Below are 23,671 nucleotides of genomic sequence, written 5' to 3' on the forward strand. Positions count from 1 at the left end.
GGACGGTCTCATGAAACGAAATCTCGCCATCGCGCTTGTCGCTCTCGCCGCGATTCTCGTCGGAGCCGGCCTCTGGTTCTTCGCCGCGGACCGGAAGCCGGTCGTCGCCGCCGCGCCAGTGCCCGCGGCCGTACCGGTGGTCACCGCGGCGGTCATCGGCAAGGACGTTCCGATCTATCTGCGCGGCATCGGCACCGTGATCGCCTACAACACCGATGTCGTGCGCAGCCAGATTCAGGGACAGATCGTCAAGATCGCCTTCACCGAGGGACAGACCGTCAAGGCCGGAGATCTGCTCGCCCAGATCGACCCGCGTCCCTACGAGGCCCAGATCGAGCAATTGACGGCCAATCGCGACCGAGATCAGGCCCAACTCACCAATGCCGAAGCCAATCTCTCCCGTTACAGTAAACTCGGTGACAAGGGTTATGCGACCCCGCAGCTGATCGAGACGCAGACCGCGCAGGTGGCCCAACTCAAGGCCGCCGTGAAAGCGGACCAGGCGCAGATCGACGAGGCCAACGTCCAGCTCAGCTACACGCGCCTGACATCGGCCATTCCCGGCATCACCGGCGTCCGCCAGATCGATGTCGGCAACGTGATTCATCCGACCGACCCGAACGGTCTCGTCGTCGTCACCCAGATCGAGCCGATTTCGCTGCTGTTCACCCTTCCGCAGACGGATCTGCCCGTGATCCAGGAACACGAAGCAAAAGGCCAGTTGAAGGTCATCGCCTACAGCCAGGACAACAAGATTAAGCTCGGCGAAGGCACGCTGCTGCTCGTCAACAACGAGATCGCAGGGACGACCGGCACCGTCCAGCTCAAGGCCACATTCGCCAATCACGAGCACCGGCTGTGGCCGGGACAGCTGGTGAATGCCCGGCTGCTGCTGAAGATTCAGAAGGATGCGCTGACGGTCGCCGGCTCCGCAGTCCAGCAGGGCCCGAACGGCAGCTATGTCTATGTCGTCGCTCCCAACCAGACCGCTTCCTTGCGTCCCGTTCACGTCGCACAGATCAGCGACGGGCAGGCCCTGATCGACCAGGGACTGAAATCAGGTGATACCGTCGTCGTCGACGGTCAGTATCGGCTGACGGAAGGAAGCCAGGTTCGGGAACTGCACGGCAAGGCCGCGCGCGAAGCCGACCTGCAAAGCTCCGTGCAGGACGCGCTCCCATGAACCTGTCCGCGCCCTTCATCCTGCGGCCGATTGCAACCGCTCTGCTGATGGCGGGCCTGCTGCTGTGCGGCCTCGCGGCCTATCCCCTGTTGCCGGTCGGCGCGCTGCCGAACGTCAACTACCCGACGATCCAGATCTCGGCGCAACTGCCCGGCGCCGACCCCGGAACCATCGCCTCGTCGGTCGCGACGCCACTCGAACAGCAGCTCAGCCAGATCCCCGGCGTCACGCAGCTCACCTCGTCCAGCGCACTCGGCGTCGCCCAGCTCACGGTGCAGTTCGAGCTGTCGCGCACGGTGGACAGCGCGGCGGTCGACGTGCTCTCCGCGATCAACGCCGCGAGCCCGTACCTGCCGCAGAACATCCCCTACCCGCCGACGATCAGGAAGGTGAATCCGGCGGAAACGCCGATCATGCTGATCGCGCTGACGTCAGAGTCGATGCAGCAGACCACGGTCGATGCCTACGCGGAAAACATCCTGCTGCCCAAGATTTCCCAAGTGCCGGGCGTGGGCCTGGTCGGTATCGGCGGCCAGCAGAAGCCCGCCATCCGCATCCGCGTCAATCCGCAGGCGCTTGCCGCCCGCGGCATCGGCCTCGAAGACGTCCGCACCGTGATCGCCGGCGCCAATGTCGACCTGCCCAAGGGCACGCTCAACAGCCCGCGCGTCACTTATACGCTCAATACCAACGACCAGTTGCTGAAGCCCTCCGCCTATGAAGCCCTCATCATCGCCTATCGCAACGGCTCGCCGGTGCGGCTGCGCGACATCGGCTCGGCGATCGAGGGGCCCGAAAACGATCTGCTGGCCGGCTGGTACGGCAAGGACCCCGCCGTCATCCTCGCCGTCCAGCGCGTCCCCGGCGCCAACGTCATCGAAACCGTCGATCGCATCAAGAAACTGCTGCCGCAGCTGCAGGCTTCCGTTCCGCCGGCGATCAAGGTGACGATCGCCGCCGACCGCACCGCCACGATTCGCGCTGCGGTTTCCGATGTGCAATTCACGCTGATGCTGACCGTCGCCTTGGTGGTGATGGTGATATTCCTGTTCCTGCGGAACTTCTGGGCCACCATCATCCCGGCGATCACTGTTCCCCTGGCGCTGATCGGCACCTTCGCGGTCCTCTATGTGCTCGGCTACAGTCTCGACAACCTCTCGCTGATGGCGCTGTCGATCGCGGTGGGATTCGTGGTCGACGACGCCGTGGTGGTCATCGAGAACATCGTGCGCCATCTCGAGCAGGGCATGACGCCCATGGAGGCTGCGCTCAAAGGCTCCAGCGAAATCGGCTTCACGATCGTCTCCATCACCCTGTCGCTGATCGCGGTGTTCATCCCGCTGTTCCTGATGGGCGGCTACGTCGGAAAGCTGTTCCAGGAGTTCGCCGTCACGATCACCGCATCGCTGCTGCTGTCGCTGGTGATCTCGCTCACCTTGACGCCGATGATGTGCGCGCGCCTCCTGAAGGACGAATCGCGCAGGAAGCATGGCCGGCTCTATCTCATGTTCGAGCGCGGCTTCGATGGCCTGCTTGCGCTGTACGCGCGCGGCCTGCGAATCGTGCTGCGCCATCGTTTCGTGACGCTGCTCGTGATGCTCTCGACGATCGCGCTGACCGGCTATCTCTATGTGATCATCCCGAAAGGCTTCTTCCCGCAACAGGATACCGGACAGATTGTCGGCATCACCGAGGCTGCCCAGGACATCTCCTTCCCCGCCATGTCCGAACGCCAGCAGGCGGTCGTCGACATCCTGTCAAAGGATCCGGCGATCCAGTCGGTGGCGAGCTATATCGGTCCGGGCGGCCCGACCGCGACCCTCAACCAGGGGCGCATCTTCATCGTCCTGAAGCCGAAGCCGGAACGCAAGGCCAGCGCCGACCAGGTGATCGCGCGGCTGGAACCCCGGCTCGCCCATATCCAGGGCATCAAGCTTTACATGCAGTCGGCCCAGGACATCACGATCGGCGCGCGCCTGTCGAAGACGCAGTATCAGTTCACGCTGACGGACGCCGATTCCAACGAACTCAACCACTGGTCGGCGATCTTCCTGGAGAAGATTCGCGCGCTCGACCTCGTCACCGACGTCGCGAGCGACCAGGCCAATGCCGGCCCGAGGCTGCAGGTCACCGTCAATCGCGAAGTCGCCTCGAGCTTCGGCATCCTGCCCACGACGATCGACAACACCCTCGACGACGCGTACGGTCAGCGCATCGTCTCCACCATGTTCACCTCGCTGAACCAATACCACGTGGTCATGGAGGTCGATCCAGCCTTCCAGTATGGGCCTGACGCGCTCAAGGATATCTACCTGAACTCGGCCACCGGCCAACAGGTACCTCTGAGCACGCTGGTCCACAGCGTCATCATGCCGGCGCCGATTCTGATCAATCACCAGGGCCTGTTTCCCTCGGTGACGATCTCGTTCAACCTGCGACCGGGCGTAGCGCTGGGCGATGCGGTGACGGCGATCCAGAAGATCGAGAAGGACACCGGTAAGCCCGCCTCGCTGTCGACCTCGTTCCAGGGCAACGCGCAAGCTTTCGAGTCGTCCCTGTCCGGCACACCGCTGCTGATCGGGGCGGCGCTGATCGTGATCTACATCATCCTCGGCGTCCTCTATGAGAGCCTGATCCATCCGATCACGATCCTGTCGACGCTGCCTTCCGCCGGCATCGGCGCGCTGCTGCTGCTGCTGGCAGTCCACATGGATCTCAGCGTCATCGCCATCATCGGCATCATCCTGCTGATCGGCATCGTCAAGAAGAATGGCATCATGCTGGTCGACTTCGCCCTCGAGGTGGAGCGCAATCAAGGGCTGAGCCCTGAGGAAGCGATCTACCAGGCCTGCACGCTCCGCTTTCGTCCGATCCTGATGACGACCATGGCCGCGCTACTCGGCGGCGTGCCTCTGATGCTCGGCAACGGCACCGGCGCCGAACTGCGCCAGCCGCTCGGCTACACGATCGTCGGCGGCTTGATGCTCTCGCAGATCCTGACGCTCTACACCACGCCCGTGGTCTATCTCTATCTCGACCGGCTCGGCAATTGGTTCACCAACCGCAAGCCACATGCGGTCGAGACACCCGCCCCCTCCACGAGTGAAGCAGATGCCGGATTGGGCCATGAGTCCGCTTGATCAGGTGAGCGTCGGCATGACGGCGGAAAAGCTGGTGACCGTCACGGCGGAGATGACGGTCGGCCACGTGGTGCCGGGAATGCCTGAGGTCTACGGCACGCCGATGATGATCCTGCACATGGAGATGGCGGCGGGATCGGCGATCCAGCCGTCCCTGCCGACCGGCTATGTCAGCGTCGGGATGATGGTCAACGTCCGTCATCTGGCGGCGACGCCGGTCGGCCGCACCGTGCGCGCGGTCGCACGGGTCGTCGCCGTCGAAGCCAGGAGCGTCGTGTTCGAGGTCGAGGCCTGGGACGGCGGCCGCAAGATCGGCGACGGGACCCATCGGCGCGGCGTTGTCGATGTCGCCGAGTTCGAGAGGCGTTTCGGCGTGACGAGGCCCACCGCGGCGTTGGCTTAAGGTCGCGGAATCCTTCCCGCGGCAACATCCCGGATCTGCGCGCAGGCTCGCATCGCGACGCCGTGCGTTTTGACAAAGGGTCCGCGAAAAAGCAAAAGACCGGTTTTCCACGCTGCGGTACATCGCTTGCATCCCGCGTCCGGACATCCGGGCTCGGGAATTGGTCTCATGCCCGGCGAGTATCTCTTGGACCTCTTCAATCTGCTGGCCCAACTCGGACTCGCTCACGAAGGCAAGGAACCCGCGACGGTCCGTCACACGGGTATGGTCTGTCGCGCATCGTGGCCCGACCATTCGCGCTACGCTCATCCCGCCCTTTGGGTCCTGGGAGGCGTCGCGCTCGGCGTGTTGTCATTCACGTGCTTCCTGCTCGGGATCGACCTCACCACCAGCGCCCTCGCCCTGCTGGTCGTCATTGTCGTGTTGTCGTTGCTTGCGATCGCGAGCCTGGTCAGGCGGCAGCACCGGCTCGAGCGCGAGGACGTCTTGCGGCGGCGTCAGGTCGCCTATCTCGCCGAGGCCCAGAAGCTCAGCCACACCGGCAGCTTTGGCTGGAACGTCGCCAGCGGCGAGCTGTTCTGGTCCGAAGAGACGTTCAGGATCTTCGATCTCGAGCCGACCTTGCCGCCGTCGCTCGACACTATCCTGAAGCGTACGCATCCCGACGATCTCAATGCCGTACGCGAGGCGCTCGATCGCGCCACGAACGACAGGAACGACTTTTCCCTGGAACATCGGCTGATCCTGAGCGATGGCTCGATCAGGCACATTCGCGTGGTCGCCCGTGGAACGTCGGAAGAGCGCGGACAATTTCGGTTCATCGGCGCGGTCAGGGATATCACCGCCCAGAAGAAGGACCACACCGAGCTGGAGCGGAGCGAGCAGCGCTACCGCCACCTGTTCGGCCGCATGCCGATCGCCCTCCGTCAGCTCGACGCCAGCAGACTGGTGGTGCTGTTCCGAAAACTGCGAGCCGAGGGCATCAAGGACCTCGGCAGCTATTTCGACAGCCATCCCGACTTTCTCCGGACCTGCATGGACGCGCTCTCGTTTCAGGAAGCCAACGAACGGGCCATCCAGATGTTCGGAGGAGGCGTCGACGGCTATGTCGGGCGTTCCATGTCCGACACCTGGAAGGCACGCCCGGATACGTTTCGGCGGGCCATGGAGTCCCGCTTTCGCGGTGAAACGAACTTCGAGGAAGAAACCAAGATGGTGACGTGGGACGGCCGCGTCGTCGACGTTCTCTTCACCACGGCCCGCGTCGGTCCAATCAATGATCTCGAAATAAGCCTGGTCGCCACGATCGACATCTCGCAACGCGTCCGCGCCCAGGAGAGACTTCGGCAGGTGCAGGCGGAGTTCGCGCATGCGGCGCGCGTCTCGATGCTCGGTGAGCTCACCGCCTCCATCGCGCACGAAGTCAACCAGCCTTTGGCCGCCATCGCGACCAACGCCGCCGCCGGGCTGCGCTGGCTGAACAGGCCCATTCCCGACATGGCCGAGGTCCGCAGCGCAATCGAGAATATGGCCACGGATACGAGGCGGGCCGCGAACATCGTGGCGCGTGTTCACGGGATGGCTTCAAGCAAGGCGCCGGAGCGTGCCGTTCTGTCGCTTGACGATGTCATTCGCGAGGCGCTTCTGTTCCTGCGCCACGAGATGGAATCCCGAGGCGTAACGATCCTGCACCGGCCCGACGCGGAAGCTGCACTCGTGCTCGGCGACCGCACCCAGCTCCAGCAGGTGATCGTCAATCTGGCCATCAACGCCGTGCAAGCGATGGCGCAGGCGGGACGCGACCATGGCAAGATCGTCATCACCACCGCCGCGCAGGACGTGACAACCCTGTGCTGCTCCGTGGAGGACAACGGTCCCGGCATCTCCGCCGAACATGCCGGCCGGGTGTTCGAAAGCTTTTTCACGACCAAGGAGTCCGGCATGGGCATGGGGCTGCCGATCTGCCGGTCCATCGTCGAAGCGCATGGCGGCCGGATCGACGCCGAAGGACTTAGCACCGAAGGACTTGGCGCCGAAGGCCTTGGCACCGATCGCGGCGCCCGGTTCTGGTTTACGCTGCCGATCGCGACGCCGGCGTCATCGCCGCCATCCGGTCGGGACGCCGACGCCTGACCCGCTCTATTGCGCCGGGGCGGTCGAGCGCACCAGGCGGATCGGGATGCCCTTGAATGACGGCGTAAAGCTGAGGGGATCACGGGCATAGAGCGGCACCAGCGGATTGGTCTCCGGATAGTACGCGGCACAGCAGCCGGTCGGAAACGAATACGCCACCACGCGGAAGTTGCGCACGATCCGCTCGGCGCCATCGGTCGACTCCGTGATCAGGTCGACGCGATCGCCGTCCACGAGCCCGCGCTTCTTCAGTTCATATTCGTTGAGGAAAACCACGTCGCGCTGGCCGAAGACGCCGCGATAGCGATCCGACAGCGAGTAGAGCGTCGTGTTGTACTGGTCGTGGCTGCGTATCGTGCTGAGCCACAGGAAATCCGGATCGGCCTGCGGCGGGTCCTCGCCGCAGCCCTCAAACACCAGGAAATTGGCCTTGCCGGACGGCGTTGCCCAGATGCGCTCCCGCGCGGTCGAGGTCAGATGGAAGCCGCCGGGAATGCGGATACGGGCATTGTAGCTCTCGAAGATAGGGAAGACGGCCTCGATCGCATCCCGGATGCGATCGTAGTCGCCCACAAAGCCGTCCCAATCGACCACCGTGCGCTCGCCGAGCGTCGCCTTGGCGAGGCCTGCGACGATCGCGACCTCGCTGAGAAGGTGCTCGGACGCCGGCTTGTTGCGACCGCCCGAGGCGTGGACCATCGACATCGAATCCTCGACCGTGATCGACTGCGGCTCCGATTCCTGAATGTCGATCTCGGTTCGCCCGAGGCACGGCAGGATCAGGGCGGCGCGGCCATGGATCAGATGGCTGCGGTTGAGCTTCGTGGAGACGTGGACGGTCAGATCGAGCTTGCGCAGCGCGGCCTGCGTCGCCTGCCAGTCGGGTATGGCCGCGGCAAAGTTGCCACCCATCGCGAAAAAGACCTTCACTTCGCCGCGGATCATTGCCTCCAATGCCGTCACGACGTTGTGTCCCGGCGCGCTCGGCGGCTTGAAACCGAAGCGGTGCTCGAGGCGCTCGAGGAAATCCGCCTTGGGGGTCTCCGTGATCCCCACGGTTCGGTCGCCCTGCACGTTGGAATGACCGCGAACCGGACAAACGCCGGCGCCGTCGCGTCCCACATTGCCGCGCAAGAGCGCAAGATTGGCGATCTGCTGCACGTTGTGCGCGCCACGCTGGTGCTGGGTAATGCCCATGCCGTAGACAAGGATGGCGCGCTCCGCCTTCATATAGGCGCCGGCGGCATATTCCAGGTCCTCGCGCGTCAGGCCGGACTGACGTTCGATGTCGGGCCATTGCGTTCGCTTGAGATCGTCGATCAGCGCGTCGATGCCGGCGGTGTGCCCGCGAATGAAATCCCAGTCCAGGATCTCCGGCTGCTCGGCCGCACGGGCGGCCTCGTCCGTTTCGACGAGGATCTTCATGATCCCCTTGAGGACGGCGACGTCGCCACCGACACGCACCTGGAAAAGCTTCGAGCTGATCGTCGTCGACGACAGCGTGATCATCTCAACCGGGCTCTGCGGCGCCTGGAAGCGCTCCAGCGCGCGCTCGCGGAACGGATTGAACGAGATGATCGAGGCCCCTCGGCGGGCCGCGTTGCGCAGGCTGGTCATCATCCGCGGGCTGTTGGTGCCTGGATTCTGGCCGAAGATGAAGATGCAATCGGCCTTGTCGAAATCCTCCAGCAGCACGGTGCCCTTGCCGACGCCGAGCGATTCCGGCAGGCCGACGCTGGTCGCCTCGTGGCACATGTTCGAGCAGTCGGGAAAGTTGTTGGTGCCGTACTCGCGCACGAACAGCTGATAGAGGAAGGCGGCTTCGTTCGAGGTTCGCCCGGACGTATAGAACTCCGCCATGTTCGGATCCGGCAGCGCATTCAGCTCGCGGCCGATCATGGCGAATGCGTCGCTCCATTGCACCGGGAGATAGCGGTCGGATGCGGCGTCATAGGCCATCGGATGGGCGAGCCGACCTACCATTTCGAGATCGTAATCGTTCCAACTCGCGAGCTCCGTGACGGTATGCTCGGCAAAGAATTCGGGCGTGCAGCGCTTCGATGTCGTCTCCCAGGCGACCGCCTTGCCGCCGTTCTCGCAGAATTCGAATGACGAGGTGTGCTTCGGATCTGGCCAGGCGCAGCCGGGGCAATCAAAGCCCTCCGGCTGATTCATCCTGCTGAGCGTCGCTGCACCCTTCAGCGGCGCCCGCTGCACCAGAAGCGCCTCGCTGAGCGCCTTGAGTGCGCCCCAGCCGCCGGCGGGTTCACGGTAGGGACGAACCGATTTCGTTGTCATCTCGATATCTCGCGATATGGCAATTCTCCGGGCCAGTTAAGGATCGTGCGGGCAGAGCCGTCTTTTCAAAACGAAGCCGAATTTCGCAATTGCACATGTTCGGAGCCGGCCGCAGCAGCCAGTGCATTCCGGCAAAAAGAGCGCGTTCACGGAAGCTGAATCGGCGACCGGAAACTAGGTTTGTCAGTTGGAGCCCCGTCGCTACGGAGGGCTTTCGACATTTTTCAGGAGCGACCCAAGATGTTCTCAAGACGTGATTTGCTGGCCATGTCCGCGGCAGGCGCCGCCATGGTCGGCTCCAGCGCGCAGGCCGCAACTTTCGGCAATCCGGACGAGCCGCCGCAAGGCGCCGTGAACGCCAAGAGCCCGGGAAGCCTGTCCGATCCCGGTCCTCAAGATCCGGACCTTGCCAAGCACTTCCCCTCAGCCCAAACCCCGCCCCCGACGGACGTCGGCGGCCTGCCGATGGATTGGGCCTCGTTCAACAATGCGCCGAGGCGCATCCAGAATGGCGGCTGGGCCCGTCAGGTCACGGTCGAGGATTTCGCCATCTCGAAAGAGATCTCCGGCGTCAATATGCGGCTGGCTGCCGGCGGAATCCGCGAGCTGCATTGGCACCAGGCTGCCGAATGGGCGATCCTGACCTACGGCTCCTGCCGCGTCACCGTGCTCGACACGCAGGGGCGTCCCTATGTCGGCGACCTCAAAGTCGGCGACCTCTGGTATTTTCCGCCGGGCGCGCCGCATTCGCTGCAGGGCTTGGGCCCCGATGGTTGCGAGTTCGTGATCTGTTTCGACGACGGCCACGCCAATGAATTCAACACGCTCCTGGTGACCGACTGGTTCGCCCACACGCCGCCCGAGGTGCTGGCGAAGAACTTCGGTGTTCCGGCCGACGCGTTCGCAAAGATCCCGCTGCACAACCGCTGGATCTTCCAGGGGACCGTGCCCGGCGATCTCGCCGCCGATCGCGCAGCCGTTGCGAAGCACGCCGAAGCGCCGCCCTACCCCTTCGTCCACTCGCTCGGCGGCTCGGCCCCGGTCAAGGAGAGCTCCGCCGGCAGCATCCGCGTCGCCGACAGCACGACCTTCAAGGTTGCCACCACCGTCGCTGCGGCGCTGGTGTCGATGCCGCCGGGCGCTGTCAGGGAGATGCACTGGCATCCGAATGCCGACGAGTGGCAGTACTACATCAAGGGCAAGGCGCGAATGACGGTGTTCGACACCGGCCCCAATGCGTTCACGACGGACTTCGCGGCCGGCGACATCGGCTATGTCCGGCGCAATCTCGGCCACTATGTCGAGAACGTCGGCGACACCGAGCTGCAGTTCGTCGGCGTGTTTCGAGCCCCTCGCTACGAGGAGGTGTCGCTCTCCTACTGGCTGACGCACACGCCACCCAAACTGGTCGCCCAGCACTTCAACATCGACGAGAAGCTGATCGCCCAATGGCCGGACAACAGCCCCGGCGTCATGCCCAAATCCTGAACCAGCCTCGCAAGAGTTCTGAACGAGAAAGGCGCCGAAACCGGCGCCTTTCTTTTTATCCGTGACAGCTCACGGCAACTTCGAGCGTGCAGCCGTCAGTAGTGATCGGCAGCAGGGGCCGACTTGCCGCGGAAGACGCGATAGCCGATCGCCACATAGAGCAGCATCAGCGGGAATACGAACAGGCCGGCGCCCCAGAACATGAATGCGAGACTTGCATGGGGCGCCGCGGCCTCGTCGATCGTGACGACGAACGGAATCATGTAGGGCCAGAACGATAAGGCCAGCGTGGCGAAGGCCGCGACGAAGATCAGGGCGACCATATGGAACGGCCAATAGTCGTCATGGCGCAGGATGCTCTTGGCCAGCATCGCGGCCGCACCGGCACCGATCACGGGAAACACGAACAGATAGGGCCGGTCGGTCCAGCGTTGTAGAATCGGAAGATGTTCGACAAGCGCATACGCAAAGACGACGACCAGGAAGACCAGCACGCCGATTGCCAGCGGCGGGATCTGGCGCCGTGCGACATCCCGAACGGGACCGTCGCACTTCCGCACCAGCCAGCAGGCGCCGAGCAGCGAATAGCCGAAGCAGAGCCCGATCCCGCACAGGGCGGAAAAGGCGGTCAGCCAGCCGAGCGTTCCGCCTGTATAATCGCCGTTGGAGAACTCGAGTCCTTCGACCAGAGCGCCGACCATCGCGCCCTGCATGAAGCTGGCGGCAAACGAGCCCACGACGAAGCTGACGTCCCAGACCCAGCGCGAACTGAGCGCCTTGCCGCGAAACTCGAACGCCACGCCGCGCAGGATCAATCCGAGCAGCATCACGAGAACAGGGATATAGAAGGCCGACATCACCATGGCGTAGACCACGGGAAACGAGCCCCACATGATCACGCCCGTGACGATCAGCCAAGTTTCATTGCCGTCCCAGACCGGAGCGACCGTGCTCAGCATGGCATCCCGTTGCGACTCACCCCCGGCCGCCCCGAACAGCATGCCGACGCCAAGATCGAACCCGTCGAGCAGGAGATAGATCAGGATGCTGATGGCAAGAAGGGCAACCCAGTACATCACCATGGCTATTCTCCCGCCCCGAGATAGCTGCGTGCAGCCGGCACCTGATCGGCGAGCGACATCGGCCGATTGGGGACGGGAACGTGGAGCGGCCTGCCGCCGAGTCCCGCCGGGCCGGCACGCAGCAGCCGATAGATGTAATACGTCCCGAACGAGAAGATGAAGGCGTAGACCGCGACGAACAGGATCAAGGAAGTCATCGCAGCCGACGCGGTCAGGAACGGCGTCACGGCGTCCGCAGTCCGCAGCACGCCATAGATCGTCCATGGCTGGCGCCCCACTTCCGCGGTGTACCAGCCGGTGAGGATCGCGACCCACGGCAGCGGGAAGCTGAGGAAGATGCCCCACAGCAAGAGGCGGTTCCGATCGAGCCGGTGCTTGAGGCCGAGCCAGGTCCCGAGCCAGGCCAGCCCCAGCATCACGAAGCCGCAGCCGACCATGATGCGGAAGGCAAAGAACGGGATCAGCACCGGCGGCCGGTCCTGCGGCGCGAAGCTGGTGAGGCCGACCTCTTTCGACGTCAGGCTCATGCTTCCGATGATGCTCCCGAGCACGGGAATCGATATCGCGTATTTGTTCGATTCGGTACTCGAATCCGGGATCGCGATCAGCACCTCCGAGGCCGGCTGCTCGTCATGCCAGCGCGCCTCGATCGCGGCGAACTTGGCCGGCTGGTAATCGTGAACATAGTCGCCGACGAGATGCCCGATGAAGAGCTGGACTGGCAGCAGCACCGCCGCAAGCGCAAGGCCCATCCGCAGCATGACATGAGCTTCGGGGCGATAGGTCCGCCGCAGCAGATACCACGCGCCGGTTGCCGCCACGCAGAACGCGCCGGTCAGGTAGGACGCGAGCAGCATATGCGGAAACCGGACCCAGACCACGCGATTGAAGATGATCTGCGTCCAGTCATCAGGCACGAACTGGTCGTTCTGCAGGACGTAGCCGGTCGGCACCTGCATCCAGCTGTTGTTGACCATGATCCAGAACGCCGAAAGCGTCGTCCCGAGCGCGACCATCGCCGTCGAGAACAGGTAGAACCACGGCGGCACCCGGGGGCGACCGAAGATGAGGATGCCGAAAAAGGCCGCTTCCAGCATGAAGGCGGTGAAGGTCTCGTAGGAGAGAAGCGGGCCCTGGATCGGGCCCGACATCTTCGAGAGCACGCTCCAGTTCGTTCCGAACTGAAACGCCATCACCACGCCGGATACGACGCCCATGCCGAACGCCACGCCGAAGATCTTCAGCCAGAACGCGAACAGGGTCCGGTAGACGGGCTTGCCACTGTACTGGTGCATCGCTTCGAGCACGGTGAGCCAGGCGGCAAGCCCGATCGTGAACGCCGGGAAGATGATGTGGAACGAGATGGTGAAAGCGAATTGCAGCCGCGACAGAAGGAGCGCCGTCGGGTCCATCGAACATTCTCCGTTGGTTCACGCCCGCTTCGCGGCCGCCGGCGCGCGTGCGGCCGGCTGCGGAATGTTGTCGACCTTGAGGACCGCAGCGGTCGCTGCACGAATCTGGCGACAGAAATCCGCATCGTCGATCAGCGACACGCCATAGGACGGGATGATCTGCTTCAGCTTGGGCAGCCAGGCGCTTGCCGTCAGCTCCCCGGCGAAGCACTTCTCGAGCACGCTGATCGCGATGAACGCGGCGGTGGAAGCCCCCGGTGAAGCACCGAGCAGGGCCACCAGCGAATGATCGTCCGCGCCGACGAGCTCGGTCCCGAACTCGAGCAACCCACCACGCTTGACATTGGGCTTGATGATCTGGACGCGCTGGCCCGCGACCTGCAGCCTCCAGTCCTTCGGGTCGGCCTTCGGGAAATATTCGTCGAGTGCGGCGAGCCGGTGTCCCTCGGATTGCAGCACCTGCCCGACCAGGTATTCGGTGAGATCGAAATTGTCGCGCGCCACCGAAAGCAGCGGCTTGACATTGGCGGGACGAATGGACTCGAAGAGATCCAGCAGCGAGCCATGCTTGAGGAATTTGCTCGAGAAGCCGGCATAGGGACCGAACAGCAACGAGTGCTGGCCGCCGATCACCCGCGTATCGAGATGCGGCACCGACATCGGCGGCGATCCGACCGCCGCCTTGCCGTAGACCTTGGCATGGTGACGCTTGTTGATCTCGGGATCATCGCAGCGCAGCCAGATCCCGCTGACCGGGAAACCGCCATAGCCGCGCCCCTCCGGGATGCCGGATTTCTCCAGCAGCGGCAGCGCACCGCCGCCGGCACCGATGAAGACGAACTTTGCGCGTACCGACCGCGTCTCGCCACTCGCGGTGTCCCGCACTTCGACACGCCACCGGCCACCCTGCTCCCGGTCAAGTCCGGTGACACAGCTGTTGTAGTGGACCGCACAGCCCGGCTGGCTGACCAGATGCTTGACCAGCAGATGCGTCAACGAGCCGTAGTCGACGTCGGTGCCGGTGATGATCCGTGTTGCGGCAACCGGCTCGTCGCCACTCCGTCCGTCCATCACCAGCGGCGCCCATTCGGCAATCTGCCTGGGATCCTCGGTATGCTCCATCCCCTCATAGCAATGATGGGCCGACATCGCCTTGAACCGCTTCCGGAGAAATTCGACGTTCTCCGCGCCGTGCACGAAGCTCATATGCGGCACCGGATGGATGAACGCTTGCGGATCCGCGATCGCTCCGCGACCGATCAGGTAGGACCAGAACTGCCGGGACAGATCGAACTCCACGTTGACCTGGAGCGCCTTGGAGATGTCGATGCTGCCGTCGGGCCGCTGCGGCGTATAGTTCATCTCGCAGTTCGCCGCGTGGCCGGTCCCGGCATTGTTCCAGGAGTCGGAGCTTTCCTGCGCGCAATCCCCGAGAATCTCGTACATCTGGATCGACAGGGAGGGCTCGAGCTCCTTGAGAAAGACCCCGAGTGTCGCGCTCATGATGCCGGCGCCAATGAGGACGACATCAGTTTCGCGGTCGGAAGCTGCTGACATGGCTATTTCCTTCGTCGGGTGTTGCTGCTTTGGATGGCTCGATCAGGCCCGCACCGATTGCCGCACCTTGGCGCGGAACGGCACGTCCGCTCCCGGGCGCAGGATCACGTAGGCACGGCGCCAGGATGAATCGTCGGTCAATTTCCAGCTATGCCCCGAGCCGGCGGTGTCCTCCGCCAGCAGGATGTTGCCGGGGTGGAGCAGGAAGTGGTGGCCGTCACGCGTCTGGAAATCGAGCGTTCCGCTGAGCGTGATCACCAGCTGCCGGATCGGCGCGGTGTGCCAGGCGAAAGCTCCGCCCGATTCCGTTTCCTGAAAGGAGACGCTGGCGGCATCGATCTTTCCGGTCAGGAAGTCGCCGCGCTGTCCCGGCTCCAGCTCGAGGAAGCCTTCCTCGAAATGCGAGTTGTTGTCCTCTCCGGTCCATAGGCGCACACAGCGGATCATCGTGTCTCTCCTTGCATTGTGGTTGCGCCGCCTGCGCGGCGTCGTTCGGACCGGAACGGCACCTCGGCGTCCGGCTCGAGAACCGCGTAGAGGCGCTGCCATGGTGCCTCGTCCGTCATGGTCCAATTGTGGCCCGTCCCGCCGGTATCTTCCGTGAACAGGACATCGCCCGGGCGCAGCGTGAAGCTTCCGTCCGCCGTTTCGAACCGTAGCGTCCCGCTCAGGGACATGACGAGCTGGCGCGCTGCGTCGGGATGCCAGCCGAGTTTCGGATCTGCATCCGTTTCGTGGAACGAAGCGGCATCGATCCGAAGCTTTGCGCTGAGCGCATCGCCCCTCGCCCCGCGCGCGAGCTCGACGACGCCATCCTCGAAGTGCGACTTGCCATCCGCACCCGTCCAGAGCCTGACGCACCGGATCATTGCCGCCGCCCCTTCAGCCGGCCTTCGCGCCGATTGCGAGCGGCACCTTGATCTCCGCCACATAGGGCTTGACCATCTTGGCGGGATCCACGATGCGGTCGAACTCCGGCTCGGTCACGAAACCGAGCTTGAGCGCCGCCGACTTCAGCGTGAGGTCGTTGTCCATCGCATAGTGCGCGATCCGCGACGCCTTGTCGTAGCCGATCACGGGCGCCAGCGCAGTCACGAGCATCAGCGATCTCTCGACATACTCCTTGATCTTCCTGTGGTTCGGCTCGGTGCCCTCGACGAGGAAGGTGCGGAAATTGGTGCAACCATCGGTCAGGATGGTGACGGACTGCGCGATGTTGTGGATGATCAGCGGCTTATAGACGTTCATTTCCAGATAGCCGCCGGCTCCGCCGAACCCGACGGCGACGTCGTTCGCCATCACCTGCACGGCGATCATCGTCAGCGCTTCGGCCTGCGTCGGGTTGACCTTGCCCGGCATGATCGACGAGCCCGGCTCGTTCTCGGGGATCAGCAATTCGGCAAAGCCCGCGCGCGGGCCGCAGGACATCAGACGGATGTCGTTCGCGATCTTGTAGAGCGACCCCGCGAGCGTGCGGAGCGTGCCGGATAGCTGCACCAGCGCGTCATGCGCACCCTGGACGGCAAACTTGTTCGGTGCGCTGACGAAGGGCAGCCCGGTCAGCCGCGCGATTTCCGCGGCGACCGCCTCGGCGAAGCCCGGCGCGGCATTGATGCCGGTGCCGACGGCCGTGCCGCCCAGGGCGAGCCGGAAGACCCCCTTGAGCGCGTCGTCGATGCGGGCCAGATCGTCGGCGAGCATGCCGGCATAGCCGGACCATTCCTGCCCGAGCGTCAGGGGGGTCGCGTCCTGCATGTGGGTCCTGCCGATCTTGACGACGTCGTCCCACTGGCTCGATTTTGCCGCGATTGCGTCGTGCAACGCCTCGACCGCCGGAACGAGCCGCTCCGTCACGTTCATCGCGGCTGCGATGTACATGGCCGAGGGAAAGCTGTCGTTCGAGGATTGCGACATATTGACATGATCGTTCGGGTGAACCGGGTGCTTGCTCCCGAGCGGCGTGCCCGCAAGCTGGCAGCATCGGTTCGAGATCACCTCGTTCACGTTCATGTTGAATTGCGTGCCGCTGCCGGTCATCCAGACGTGAAGCGGAAACATGTCCTGATGCTGGCCGGAGAGGATCTCGTCGCAGACATGCGCGATCAGCTTGTGGACCTTGCCGTCGAGACGGCCGCCGGCGCAATTGGCGTTCGCGGCCGCCTTCTTCAGGATCGCGTAGGACTGGATCATCTCGCGCGGCATCAGGTCCTTGCCGATGCTGAAATGCTCGAGCGAACGCTGCGTCTGCGCCCCCCAGAGCTTATCCGCGGCAACGTCCACTTCACCCAGGCTGTCCGTCTCTTTGCGAAGGTTGTTCATCCGTGCCTCTTGGCAGTTGACGTCGAAAGGCCATCTCGGCGCTGTTAGAAAGTGTATGCACCGCATGACGCGCATGCTTCCGTGAATGAACGTCCTTTTGCCGAATGGCATGGTGCGCGCTCCGCACCGTCAACGAGCAAAATCATGGGACGTGGATCGACGGTTCAGCTTCGCAGCTGTGGCCGGCAGAGCCAAAGAACGCTCACCGAAGATGCGATCGGCAGGACAAGGCCCCAGGCGTGCAGCCATTTCGTCACGCAGGCCCCGATGGCGGCCCCCGACAGGAACATCAGGCAGACCAGAAGCATGACTGCGGTGCCGCGCGCCGCATCGCGATCGGACGCAACTGATTGATCGAGGGCACGGAGCATGTTGCCGGTGACGGTGACGGTGAGATATTTCCAGCGCTCGACCTGCCTGAAGCTGGCCGACTGCAGCGCGGCGCCGAAGGAGATTCCGAGGATCGTGATCATGTCCGGAATCTGATGATACAACAGCATCACCGCGACCAGGCAGACGATCTCTCCGGCGAGGCAGAGCAGCGGCGACTTGAGGCGGATTGCCAGCGATGCGCCGAGCAGAAAGGCGGCAAGCGGAAGAAGATGATGGGTTGCCTGCCGCCATTGCCCGGACATGGCGTCGATGCCGAGGAAGATAACATTGCCGGTTTGCGAGCTTGCAAACACGCCGCCGAGCGAGAGCCACGTAAAGGCGTCGAGAAAGCCGCCCGTCATGCTCAGAAGAGACGCCACGAGAACCGATCGCTCCGGAGCATGGACGACGCTTCCGGTCTCGGCGACCGGTTCCGGAGATACGGCTTGCATCGCCATGTGCGTCGGCCCGCGAGGTCAGCAGCCGGCGTGCGTTGCGGCCTCATCCGGCAGCAGAACGCGACGCGGGTGCGTGAATACGCCGTATCCGTCATCGCGAGCGATCGCGAGCAGCGTGATCCCCGCTTCATCCGCGGTCTTGATCGCGAGTGCGGTGGGTGCGGATACGGCCACGATGACCGGTGCGCCGAGCATCGCCGCTTTCTGCACCATCTCGACCGAAACGCGGCTGGTCAGCAGTACCGCGCCATCGCACGCCGATCTCCCCTCGCGTACGATCGCGCCGGCGAGCTTGTCGAGCGCATTGTGCCGGCCGACGTCCTCTCTGACCAGGCCGATGCCGGCCCGCGGATGCCAGAAGGCCGCCGCGTGGACGGCCCGCGTTTGCTGATTCAGGATTTGGTGCGGAGAAAGGGCCTGCATGGCGCCCAGCAAGTCGCGCGCGTGAAAAACGATGCCCCGGCCCTTCACCCGCGCCGGCGCGCGGCGAGCCTGTTCGAGGCTCTCGATGCCGCATAGCCCGCAGCCAACGGGGCCGCTGATGGTTCGGCGCCGTGCAGCCAGGGATGCCGCGCGGTCACCATCGAGCCACATCCGAACCTCGACGCCGAGATCGTTCGGGATCAGCTCGATGCTGCTGATCTCGCTCGCACGTTCGACGATGGCCTCGGTGAGGCTGAAGCCGATACCGAAATCCTCCAGATCTCCCGGCGTGCCCATCATCACCGCCTGGGTCGAGCCGTTATAGGTGAGCGCAATCGCGGTCTCCTCGGCAACCAGCCGCGAGGTCGACTTCGTCTGACCGCCGCGCCAGGCAATCTCCCAATGCCGGGTGAATGTCGAGCCTTTCGCCATGACTCATACCGTCGCCGGCTGGGACGAATGGCGGGACGCGCGGCTCTTGAGCGCGACCCCGAATGCGATGAATCCCCATCCCTGGAAGATCAGGTCGACGACCAGCATCACACCAAGCAGCCACAAACCGATGGCGGGCCAAGCCGCAACCAGCATGACACCGACGCAGAAGGTCAGGACGCCCGCAGCCACGATCCAACGCCAGCCCGCGGCCGGCCGGATATGGAAACCGGCCCAGATCCTTGTCACCCCGGCTACGACCAGGAAGGCACACACTGCGAGAGACAGCGTGAACGAAGCCAGGATCGGATCGTAGAGTATGATGGCCCCGGCGGCCGCATAGACGATCCCGGCCAGCAGCCAAAGCAGGAATCCCCGCAAGCCGCGCACCGAAAACGCTTGCACGATCTGGAAGATGCCGGCGACCGCCATGGTGGCGCCGATGACCAGTACGGATGCGAGGGTCGCCGCCATCAGATTGGCAGATGCAACACCGCCGAGGATCAGTTCGCCGACACCCAGCGCAACGAACCAGCCCCATTTTCCGGTGATGGCGTGGATGGCCCATCCGAGCGAGGCCTTCGAGTTCGACATGTCCGTCATGGCTTGACCCTTGTTCGCACGACGATCCGCAGATCATGAATAGGGCAAGCGTATCGAGATCTGTCCCAAGTCATCTTTCGAGGACGCAGCGATATTATTTGATCCGCACGATACGGACCGTTGCGCGAGGATCGCGACTAGCGCGGGATGGTCACGACGGTCCTGAACCCGTCGGAGCCGCCGCGGACGTCGATGGTCCCGTGCAGACGCGCCGCAAGCGTCTCGACGATGGAGCGGTCCTCTTCCCGGTACCGACTTTCGTCGGACGAGCCGTTGTCCATGATGCTGCACGCAACCGACGTCGCAGTGAGCCATACTTCGAGACGAATGGCGCCTGCTCCGCAGTGGGATACGTGGCGCACCGCACCGGTGATCAGTTCGAAGACGATCATCCCCAGCAGCCAGCAGCGCTCGGAGCTCATCTGCAGTGGATGCAGCAGCAGCGAGAGCGCAATACCCTTGCCTTCGAGGCTCGAGCGGCTGATCGAGCGGCACAATTGTTGAAGATAGGCCGCCAGATCGACGGTGGTGGTGAACTGCGGCATTTGCAGCGCATGGTGAAGTTGCGCGTGACCTTCCAGCCGGTCCTGCACGGAAGCGAGGGTCGCCCTCGCTTCGATGCCGTCGCAACGATCGGCCGCCTGCGCCACCAGATCAATGGCCGAGGCGAGCTCGTCGTCGATCCGGTGCGCGAGCTCACGCAGCAGCAGGCGCTCCGCCTTGACGCCGCCATCCGGCAGGAGTTCCGAGAGGCTGCTCATCCTTCACCCGCCTCCCGGCCCAACGGCGTGCTTTGCACTTACGGGTTCTGGCCGCTTCGGCCGGTCTCGTAGAGGAACCAGATGCGCCGTTCCGTTTCGTCGATCCAGTTTTCCAGCACGCTCGCGGTGGCGACATCGCCGTATTCGTCGCAGAGCTCGTGGACCCGGCGCATTTCCCGCGTTAGCTGCTGGTTGTCGCTGCGCAGCTCGGCGAGCATGTCCTGCGGATCGACATAGTCGGCATCGTTGTCGAGAATGCGCTGCTCGCGCGCGATGTGGCCGATCGAGCGTAGCGTCGTGCCGCCGATCTTGCGTGCGCGTTCGGCGATGTCGTCAGTCATGGCGAAGATTTGGTCGGCCTGCTCGTCGAGCATAAGGTGGTAGTCGCGAAAGTGGCTGCCCGACACGTGCCAGTGGAAGTTCTTGGTCTTCAGGTAGAGAGCGAAAACGTCGGCGAGCAGCGCTCTCAGCGCGGCTGGAACGTCCCGGTTCGCATTCGCTCCGAGATCCGTCGGGCTTTGGAGGTCTGCTTTGGTCATGGTCGGCATCCTTGTGTTGGAGGTTGGAAACATCTAACCGCGCGGTGCGCGAGGAATCTTTCCAGCGCGAAAGATCCTTTTGGGATCGCACGCCTGCGAGGGGCGCCCGCCGGCGCGTAGCGGGTTCATTTCGCTTGTGTCACCCTGTCCCACAGCGGCAGAAGCGACATCGATGCGAATACGCCATCGCGACGGATCAATGCGTGGAATAGCCCCGCCGCCAGATGCAGCAGCACGAGGGCAAAGAACGCGAAACCCAGATAGACGTGGGCATTCCAGAGCAGCGTGTGCATCAGGTCGCTCTGCGGCAGCAGCGCGGGAATTCGGATCCCGCCATACAGGACGACCGGATAGGCCGCGGCCCAGAGCATGCCGAGACCGAGCAACGGCATGACGATCATGAGGGCATACAGGAGCTGATGCGACAATCTTGCTCCAAACTTCATGGGTCTCGAAAGATCGGCCGGCAATGGCGGCGCACCGTAATGCAGCCGCAACGCCAGCCTGATGAGAACGAGGACCAGCAGGATGACGCCGATCGTCTTGTGGACCAGGATGAGCGGCAGATATTTCGGCGCGACCGTGGAGACCATGCCGACGCCAATGAACAGCATGGCGAGGATGCAGACCGCCATCAGCCAGTGCAGAACCCGCTGGATCAGGGCAAAACGATGAGGAGCGCTGGTCATGGCTTGGCGGTCCCGGTTCGCGGATAGTCCCTGGCTTCGGCCGCGCGCAGATCGTAGGATTTGCGGTAGACCGATGAGCGTGCAGCCGGGAACGGATCGTCCGACACCCGGATTCCCTGTGGCAGGACCGCCGGATCGAAATTGATGTCGCGGCACGGTCCATCGCGCTCCGGCTCGATCCGCTGCACGATCAGCGTTCCGACCTCCACTTTGCGACGGTTCTCCGGCCAGGCCTTGCTCGGATCCGCGGTCGGGTCGCCCGGATCGGCGACGGTCGTGACCATGGTCCATCGCAGTGGACCGGCGGTCCGGACCCGTTCGGTGATCTCCTGCTCGAGATAATCCGGCCCGCGCTTTTCGAGGTCGGCCTGCGAGATCGGAATGGGTTGCGCCGAGGGCAACAGCGACCATCGCACGGTGTGGTCGCCGCCTCCGGCGTCCGTGAAGACGAAGCTGTTGAGACCGTTATAGGGCTCCTCCGCATAACTGCCGGTCCAGGGCGCCGTCTTGGCCCAGGCCGCGAAGGGGCCGAATTCCGGGTTGGCCTGAATGAATGCCTTCATCGCCTCCGGATCCTTCTTTCCGGATGCGATCAGCAGGTCGTGAAATGCTTGCGGCGTGGAAACCGCAAAGACCGGCGGGTTGATCATCGCCATGCGCCACTCTTCGCCGTCTGCCGTCGTGATCTGCAATCCCAGGCCGCGGACGCGCACGGTCGCATCAACCGCGTTCGGATCGGCCGTGCCGAGATTGAAACGGCCCAAGGCCGGATAGTGCCCCTGCGCGAAGACCTTGGCCCGGGAGAGCTCCGCACCGTTTCCATTCGCCTCGAATGTCCCGGTGAAGCAGATTCCCTTGGCATGATTTCGCCGGTGCCCGAGCGGCGGGCCGCTCGGAGGCGTCAGCGCCGCGATCATCCGTTCCGGCGTCAGACGCCCCGGCGAGAGCCATCCCGCAGTGTATGCGAAGGCAGCCGCGCCGCCGCCGACCACGGCCGCAATCAGGACGAGGGACCCAAGCCCCGAACGTGGTAGCTTGCCTTGATTCATCCGGTCTCCTTTGCGATGCGCAGACCGCCTGGCGATCGGGTGCGCGCGGCGCTCTTTCGAGCGACGCAGCCTCCTTGTAGCCGGCGGCCAAGGCCCGATCTTTTCGAACCCACCGCCAATTTCGCGAAGGCACGCCTGAACTGTCTTCGGCGTTCGCCGGACCGGATCCAGCTTCGGGCATTCTCGAAATTTTTCGTGCAATTTGACAATCGATCGTGATGCCCGAAAAGACCCACCCTGCGCCCCGCCCTATTCCAGATGCGCTTCGCACGATGGCGGCGGTCGACTCCCGAACGATGGACCGTGTCGCGACGGGGCCGCCAGCGCCGCAGTGGCTGGAATGCGATTGGGAATCGAATGAGCAAAGTGATCATCGTCACGGGTGCTGCAAACAGCATCGGACGAACCACCTGCCGGCAACTGATGCAGGCAGGCCACACGGTCTACGTTTCAAGCCAGGAAATGAGGGGCCCTATTGCGCAAGGGATCGAGGAGGCTGGATCAAATCCCGGCCAGCCCGGCGCCGATCTCCGCACGATCGAGTTCGACGTCTCTTCGGAATCCTCAGTGACCTCGGCCGTTGAGACCATCATCGCCGAAAACAGCCGCCTCGACGTGGTCGTGCACAATGCCCGGCAAGTCGTTTACGGACCCGCAGAAGCCTTCACGCCGGAGCAGCTCGCCGAGCTCTACGATACCAACGTCCTGATCGCACAGCGCCTCAATCGCGCGGCGTTGCCACAATTGCGCAAGCAAGGTCAGGGCTTGCTGATATGGATCACGTCAAGCAGCGCACGGGGCAGCTCGGTTCCGTTCCTCGGCGCCTGTGCTTCAACGGAAGCCGCCCTGGATTCGCTGGCACTCAGTTACGCCGGCGAACTCGCGCGTTGGGGCGTCGAGACGACTATCATCGCTCCCAGCGCTCTCGGACCCGGCCACTATGTCCGATCCGGCCGGCCGCAGGATACTGTTCGAGCGGAAGAATACGCGGATGGTCCAACCGCCGACGTGAGTGAAATCGCGCTTGCGGGACTCGCGCAGCTTTCGCCGAAGGATACGGCTCCACAAGATGTCGCAAGCACAGTTGCGAATGTCGTGAACATGCCGTTCGGACAACGTCCGCTGAAAGTTCATTTCGGCCCGGATGACGATGGGGCGGCAGCTGTCGACGCCGTCGCCGACCGCGCTCGCACGGAACTGTTCCGCCAGATCGGCCTGGAGGATCTTCTCAAGCCCGTGTTGATCCGATGAGATCACCCATTGGCGGAGATTTCCCCAATCGACGGTCGTTTCCTGAAAAATCAGGACTCTCCCCGGAGTTCCCTGCCCT

20 protein-coding genes are annotated in these 23,671 nt (G+C 63.9%); 6 read left to right on the forward strand and 14 right to left on the reverse strand.

The window, feature by feature from the left end; translation table 11 throughout:
* The first annotated feature begins 10 nt into the window (after window positions 1-10).
* From AB7G19_RS28140 to AB7G19_RS28155, 4 genes are all read left to right on the forward strand, one after another.
* The gene (locus AB7G19_RS28140; RefSeq protein ID WP_441268478.1) at window positions 11-1,183 is read left to right on the forward strand and encodes an efflux RND transporter periplasmic adaptor subunit; all 1,173 of its coding nucleotides are present in this window, start codon (window positions 11-13) and stop codon (window positions 1,181-1,183) included.
* A complete protein-coding gene (locus AB7G19_RS28145; RefSeq protein WP_441268479.1) occupies window positions 1,180-4,323 on the forward strand; it encodes an efflux RND transporter permease subunit in 3,144 nt (1,047 codons plus the stop codon). The genes AB7G19_RS28140 and AB7G19_RS28145 overlap by 4 nt, the downstream gene beginning before the upstream one ends.
* Window positions 4,310-4,726: a thioesterase family protein gene (locus AB7G19_RS28150; protein ID WP_441268480.1), complete on the forward strand. Its 417-nt coding sequence runs from the start codon at window positions 4,310-4,312 to the stop codon at window positions 4,724-4,726. Before AB7G19_RS28145 ends, AB7G19_RS28150 begins: the two co-directional genes overlap by 14 nt.
* Window positions 4,727-4,894: 168 nt before the next feature.
* Window positions 4,895-6,859, forward strand: coding sequence for an ATP-binding protein (locus AB7G19_RS28155; protein ID WP_441268481.1), 1,965 nt, complete (start codon window positions 4,895-4,897; stop codon window positions 6,857-6,859).
* A 6-nt stretch (window positions 6,860-6,865) separates the two neighbouring features.
* On the opposite strand, the gene AB7G19_RS28160 is transcribed toward AB7G19_RS28155, so the two are convergent.
* A complete protein-coding gene (locus AB7G19_RS28160; protein ID WP_441268482.1) occupies window positions 6,866-9,157 on the reverse strand; it encodes an FdhF/YdeP family oxidoreductase in 2,292 nt (763 codons plus the stop codon).
* 240 nt (window positions 9,158-9,397) lie between these two features.
* Between AB7G19_RS28160 and AB7G19_RS28165 the strand changes: the two genes are divergently transcribed.
* Window positions 9,398-10,645, forward strand: coding sequence for an oxalate decarboxylase family bicupin (locus tag AB7G19_RS28165; RefSeq protein WP_085401753.1), 1,248 nt, complete (start codon window positions 9,398-9,400; stop codon window positions 10,643-10,645).
* Window positions 10,646-10,740: 95 nt separating this feature from the next.
* Here the strand turns inward: AB7G19_RS28165 and cydB are convergent, their stop codons facing one another.
* From cydB to AB7G19_RS28230, 13 genes are all read right to left on the reverse strand, one after another.
* Window positions 10,741-11,727 carry a cytochrome d ubiquinol oxidase subunit II gene (gene cydB / locus AB7G19_RS28170; RefSeq protein ID WP_441268483.1) on the reverse strand — a complete coding sequence of 329 codons (987 nt, stop codon included), beginning with the start codon at window positions 11,725-11,727 and terminating at the stop codon, window positions 10,741-10,743.
* Between the two features lie 2 nt (window positions 11,728-11,729).
* Window positions 11,730-13,139 carry a cytochrome ubiquinol oxidase subunit I gene (locus AB7G19_RS28175; RefSeq protein ID WP_441268484.1) on the reverse strand — a complete coding sequence of 470 codons (1,410 nt, stop codon included), beginning with the start codon at window positions 13,137-13,139 and terminating at the stop codon, window positions 11,730-11,732.
* Between the two features lie 18 nt (window positions 13,140-13,157).
* Window positions 13,158-14,696, reverse strand: coding sequence for a malate dehydrogenase (quinone) (mqo, locus tag AB7G19_RS28180; protein ID WP_441268485.1), 1,539 nt, complete (start codon window positions 14,694-14,696; stop codon window positions 13,158-13,160).
* Between the two features lie 42 nt (window positions 14,697-14,738).
* On the reverse strand, window positions 14,739-15,143 hold the full coding sequence (locus AB7G19_RS28185; RefSeq protein ID WP_166351885.1) for a hypothetical protein: 405 nt from the start codon (window positions 15,141-15,143) through the stop codon (window positions 14,739-14,741).
* Window positions 15,140-15,565, reverse strand: a complete 426-nt coding sequence (locus AB7G19_RS28190; protein ID WP_441268486.1) for a hypothetical protein — start codon at window positions 15,563-15,565, stop codon at window positions 15,140-15,142. Before AB7G19_RS28190 ends, AB7G19_RS28185 begins: the two co-directional genes overlap by 4 nt.
* A 13-nt stretch (window positions 15,566-15,578) precedes the next feature.
* A complete protein-coding gene (gene fumC / locus AB7G19_RS28195; RefSeq protein WP_247308975.1) occupies window positions 15,579-17,015 on the reverse strand; it encodes a class II fumarate hydratase in 1,437 nt (478 codons plus the stop codon).
* A gap of 164 nt (window positions 17,016-17,179) precedes the next feature.
* Window positions 17,180-17,845 (reverse strand): YoaK family protein, encoded by a 666-nt coding sequence (locus tag AB7G19_RS28200; protein WP_441268487.1) that lies wholly within the window; start codon window positions 17,843-17,845, stop codon window positions 17,180-17,182.
* An 18-nt stretch (window positions 17,846-17,863) separates the two neighbouring features.
* A complete protein-coding gene (gene fdhD / locus AB7G19_RS28205) occupies window positions 17,864-18,700 on the reverse strand; it encodes a formate dehydrogenase accessory sulfurtransferase FdhD (RefSeq protein ID WP_247308970.1) in 837 nt (278 codons plus the stop codon).
* Between the two features lie 3 nt (window positions 18,701-18,703).
* Window positions 18,704-19,303: an HdeD family acid-resistance protein gene (locus AB7G19_RS28210; RefSeq protein ID WP_441268488.1), complete on the reverse strand. Its 600-nt coding sequence runs from the start codon at window positions 19,301-19,303 to the stop codon at window positions 18,704-18,706.
* 137 nt (window positions 19,304-19,440) lie between these two features.
* A complete protein-coding gene (locus AB7G19_RS28215) occupies window positions 19,441-20,064 on the reverse strand; it encodes a histidine kinase dimerization/phosphoacceptor domain -containing protein (RefSeq protein ID WP_441268489.1) in 624 nt (207 codons plus the stop codon).
* Between the two features lie 38 nt (window positions 20,065-20,102).
* The gene (locus AB7G19_RS28220; RefSeq protein WP_063986515.1) at window positions 20,103-20,603 is read right to left on the reverse strand and encodes a Dps family protein; all 501 of its coding nucleotides are present in this window, start codon (window positions 20,601-20,603) and stop codon (window positions 20,103-20,105) included.
* Between the two features lie 125 nt (window positions 20,604-20,728).
* Complete coding sequence (locus AB7G19_RS28225; protein ID WP_441268490.1) at window positions 20,729-21,292, reverse strand: cytochrome b; 564 nt, start codon at window positions 21,290-21,292, stop codon at window positions 20,729-20,731.
* A complete protein-coding gene (locus AB7G19_RS28230) occupies window positions 21,289-22,341 on the reverse strand; it encodes a catalase family peroxidase (RefSeq protein ID WP_085401765.1) in 1,053 nt (350 codons plus the stop codon). The genes AB7G19_RS28225 and AB7G19_RS28230 overlap by 4 nt, the downstream gene beginning before the upstream one ends.
* 357 nt (window positions 22,342-22,698) lie before the next feature.
* On the opposite strand from AB7G19_RS28230, the gene AB7G19_RS28235 reads away from it, so the two are divergent.
* Window positions 22,699-23,592 carry an SDR family NAD(P)-dependent oxidoreductase gene (locus tag AB7G19_RS28235; protein WP_441268491.1) on the forward strand — a complete coding sequence of 298 codons (894 nt, stop codon included), beginning with the start codon at window positions 22,699-22,701 and terminating at the stop codon, window positions 23,590-23,592.
* Window positions 23,593-23,671: the final 79 nt, after the last annotated feature.

Origin of the sequence: Bradyrhizobium sp. 215_C5_N1_1 (genome assembly GCF_052075935.1) — a bacterium.
Lineage (GTDB): Bacteria > Pseudomonadota > Alphaproteobacteria > Rhizobiales > Xanthobacteraceae > Bradyrhizobium > Bradyrhizobium barranii.

Bases quoted from the DNA above. Each gene is read 5' to 3' on its own strand.
- AB7G19_RS28175 (WP_441268484.1), bottom strand. From the start codon at position 13,139: ATGGACCCGACGGCGCTCCTTCTGTCGCGGCTGCAATTCGCTTTCACC.
- AB7G19_RS28185 (WP_166351885.1), bottom strand. From the start codon at position 15,143: ATGATCCGCTGTGTGCGCCTATGGACCGGAGAGGACAACAACTCGCAT.
- cydB (WP_441268483.1), bottom strand. From the start codon at position 11,727: ATGGTGATGTACTGGGTTGCCCTTCTTGCCATCAGCATCCTGATCTAT.
- AB7G19_RS28225 (WP_441268490.1), bottom strand. From the start codon at position 21,292: ATGACCAGCGCTCCTCATCGTTTTGCCCTGATCCAGCGGGTTCTGCAC.
- AB7G19_RS28230 (WP_085401765.1), bottom strand. From the start codon at position 22,341: ATGAATCAAGGCAAGCTACCACGTTCGGGGCTTGGGTCCCTCGTCCTG.
- fumC (WP_247308975.1), bottom strand. From the start codon at position 17,015: ATGAACAACCTTCGCAAAGAGACGGACAGCCTGGGTGAAGTGGACGTT.
- AB7G19_RS28165 (WP_085401753.1), top strand. From the start codon at position 9,398: ATGTTCTCAAGACGTGATTTGCTGGCCATGTCCGCGGCAGGCGCCGCC.
- AB7G19_RS28235 (WP_441268491.1), top strand. From the start codon at position 22,699: ATGAGCAAAGTGATCATCGTCACGGGTGCTGCAAACAGCATCGGACGA.
- AB7G19_RS28145 (WP_441268479.1), top strand. From the start codon at position 1,180: ATGAACCTGTCCGCGCCCTTCATCCTGCGGCCGATTGCAACCGCTCTG.
- AB7G19_RS28220 (WP_063986515.1), bottom strand. From the start codon at position 20,603: ATGACCAAAGCAGACCTCCAAAGCCCGACGGATCTCGGAGCGAATGCG.
- AB7G19_RS28155 (WP_441268481.1), top strand. From the start codon at position 4,895: ATGCCCGGCGAGTATCTCTTGGACCTCTTCAATCTGCTGGCCCAACTC.
- fdhD (WP_247308970.1), bottom strand. From the start codon at position 18,700: ATGGCGAAAGGCTCGACATTCACCCGGCATTGGGAGATTGCCTGGCGC.
- AB7G19_RS28215 (WP_441268489.1), bottom strand. From the start codon at position 20,064: ATGAGCAGCCTCTCGGAACTCCTGCCGGATGGCGGCGTCAAGGCGGAG.
- AB7G19_RS28160 (WP_441268482.1), bottom strand. From the start codon at position 9,157: ATGACAACGAAATCGGTTCGTCCCTACCGTGAACCCGCCGGCGGCTGG.
- AB7G19_RS28150 (WP_441268480.1), top strand. From the start codon at position 4,310: ATGAGTCCGCTTGATCAGGTGAGCGTCGGCATGACGGCGGAAAAGCTG.
- AB7G19_RS28210 (WP_441268488.1), bottom strand. From the start codon at position 19,303: ATGACGGACATGTCGAACTCGAAGGCCTCGCTCGGATGGGCCATCCAC.
- mqo (WP_441268485.1), bottom strand. From the start codon at position 14,696: ATGTCAGCAGCTTCCGACCGCGAAACTGATGTCGTCCTCATTGGCGCC.
- AB7G19_RS28200 (WP_441268487.1), bottom strand. From the start codon at position 17,845: ATGGCGATGCAAGCCGTATCTCCGGAACCGGTCGCCGAGACCGGAAGC.
- AB7G19_RS28140 (WP_441268478.1), top strand. From the start codon at position 11: ATGAAACGAAATCTCGCCATCGCGCTTGTCGCTCTCGCCGCGATTCTC.
- AB7G19_RS28190 (WP_441268486.1), bottom strand. From the start codon at position 15,565: ATGATCCGGTGCGTCAGGCTCTGGACGGGTGCGGATGGCAAGTCGCAC.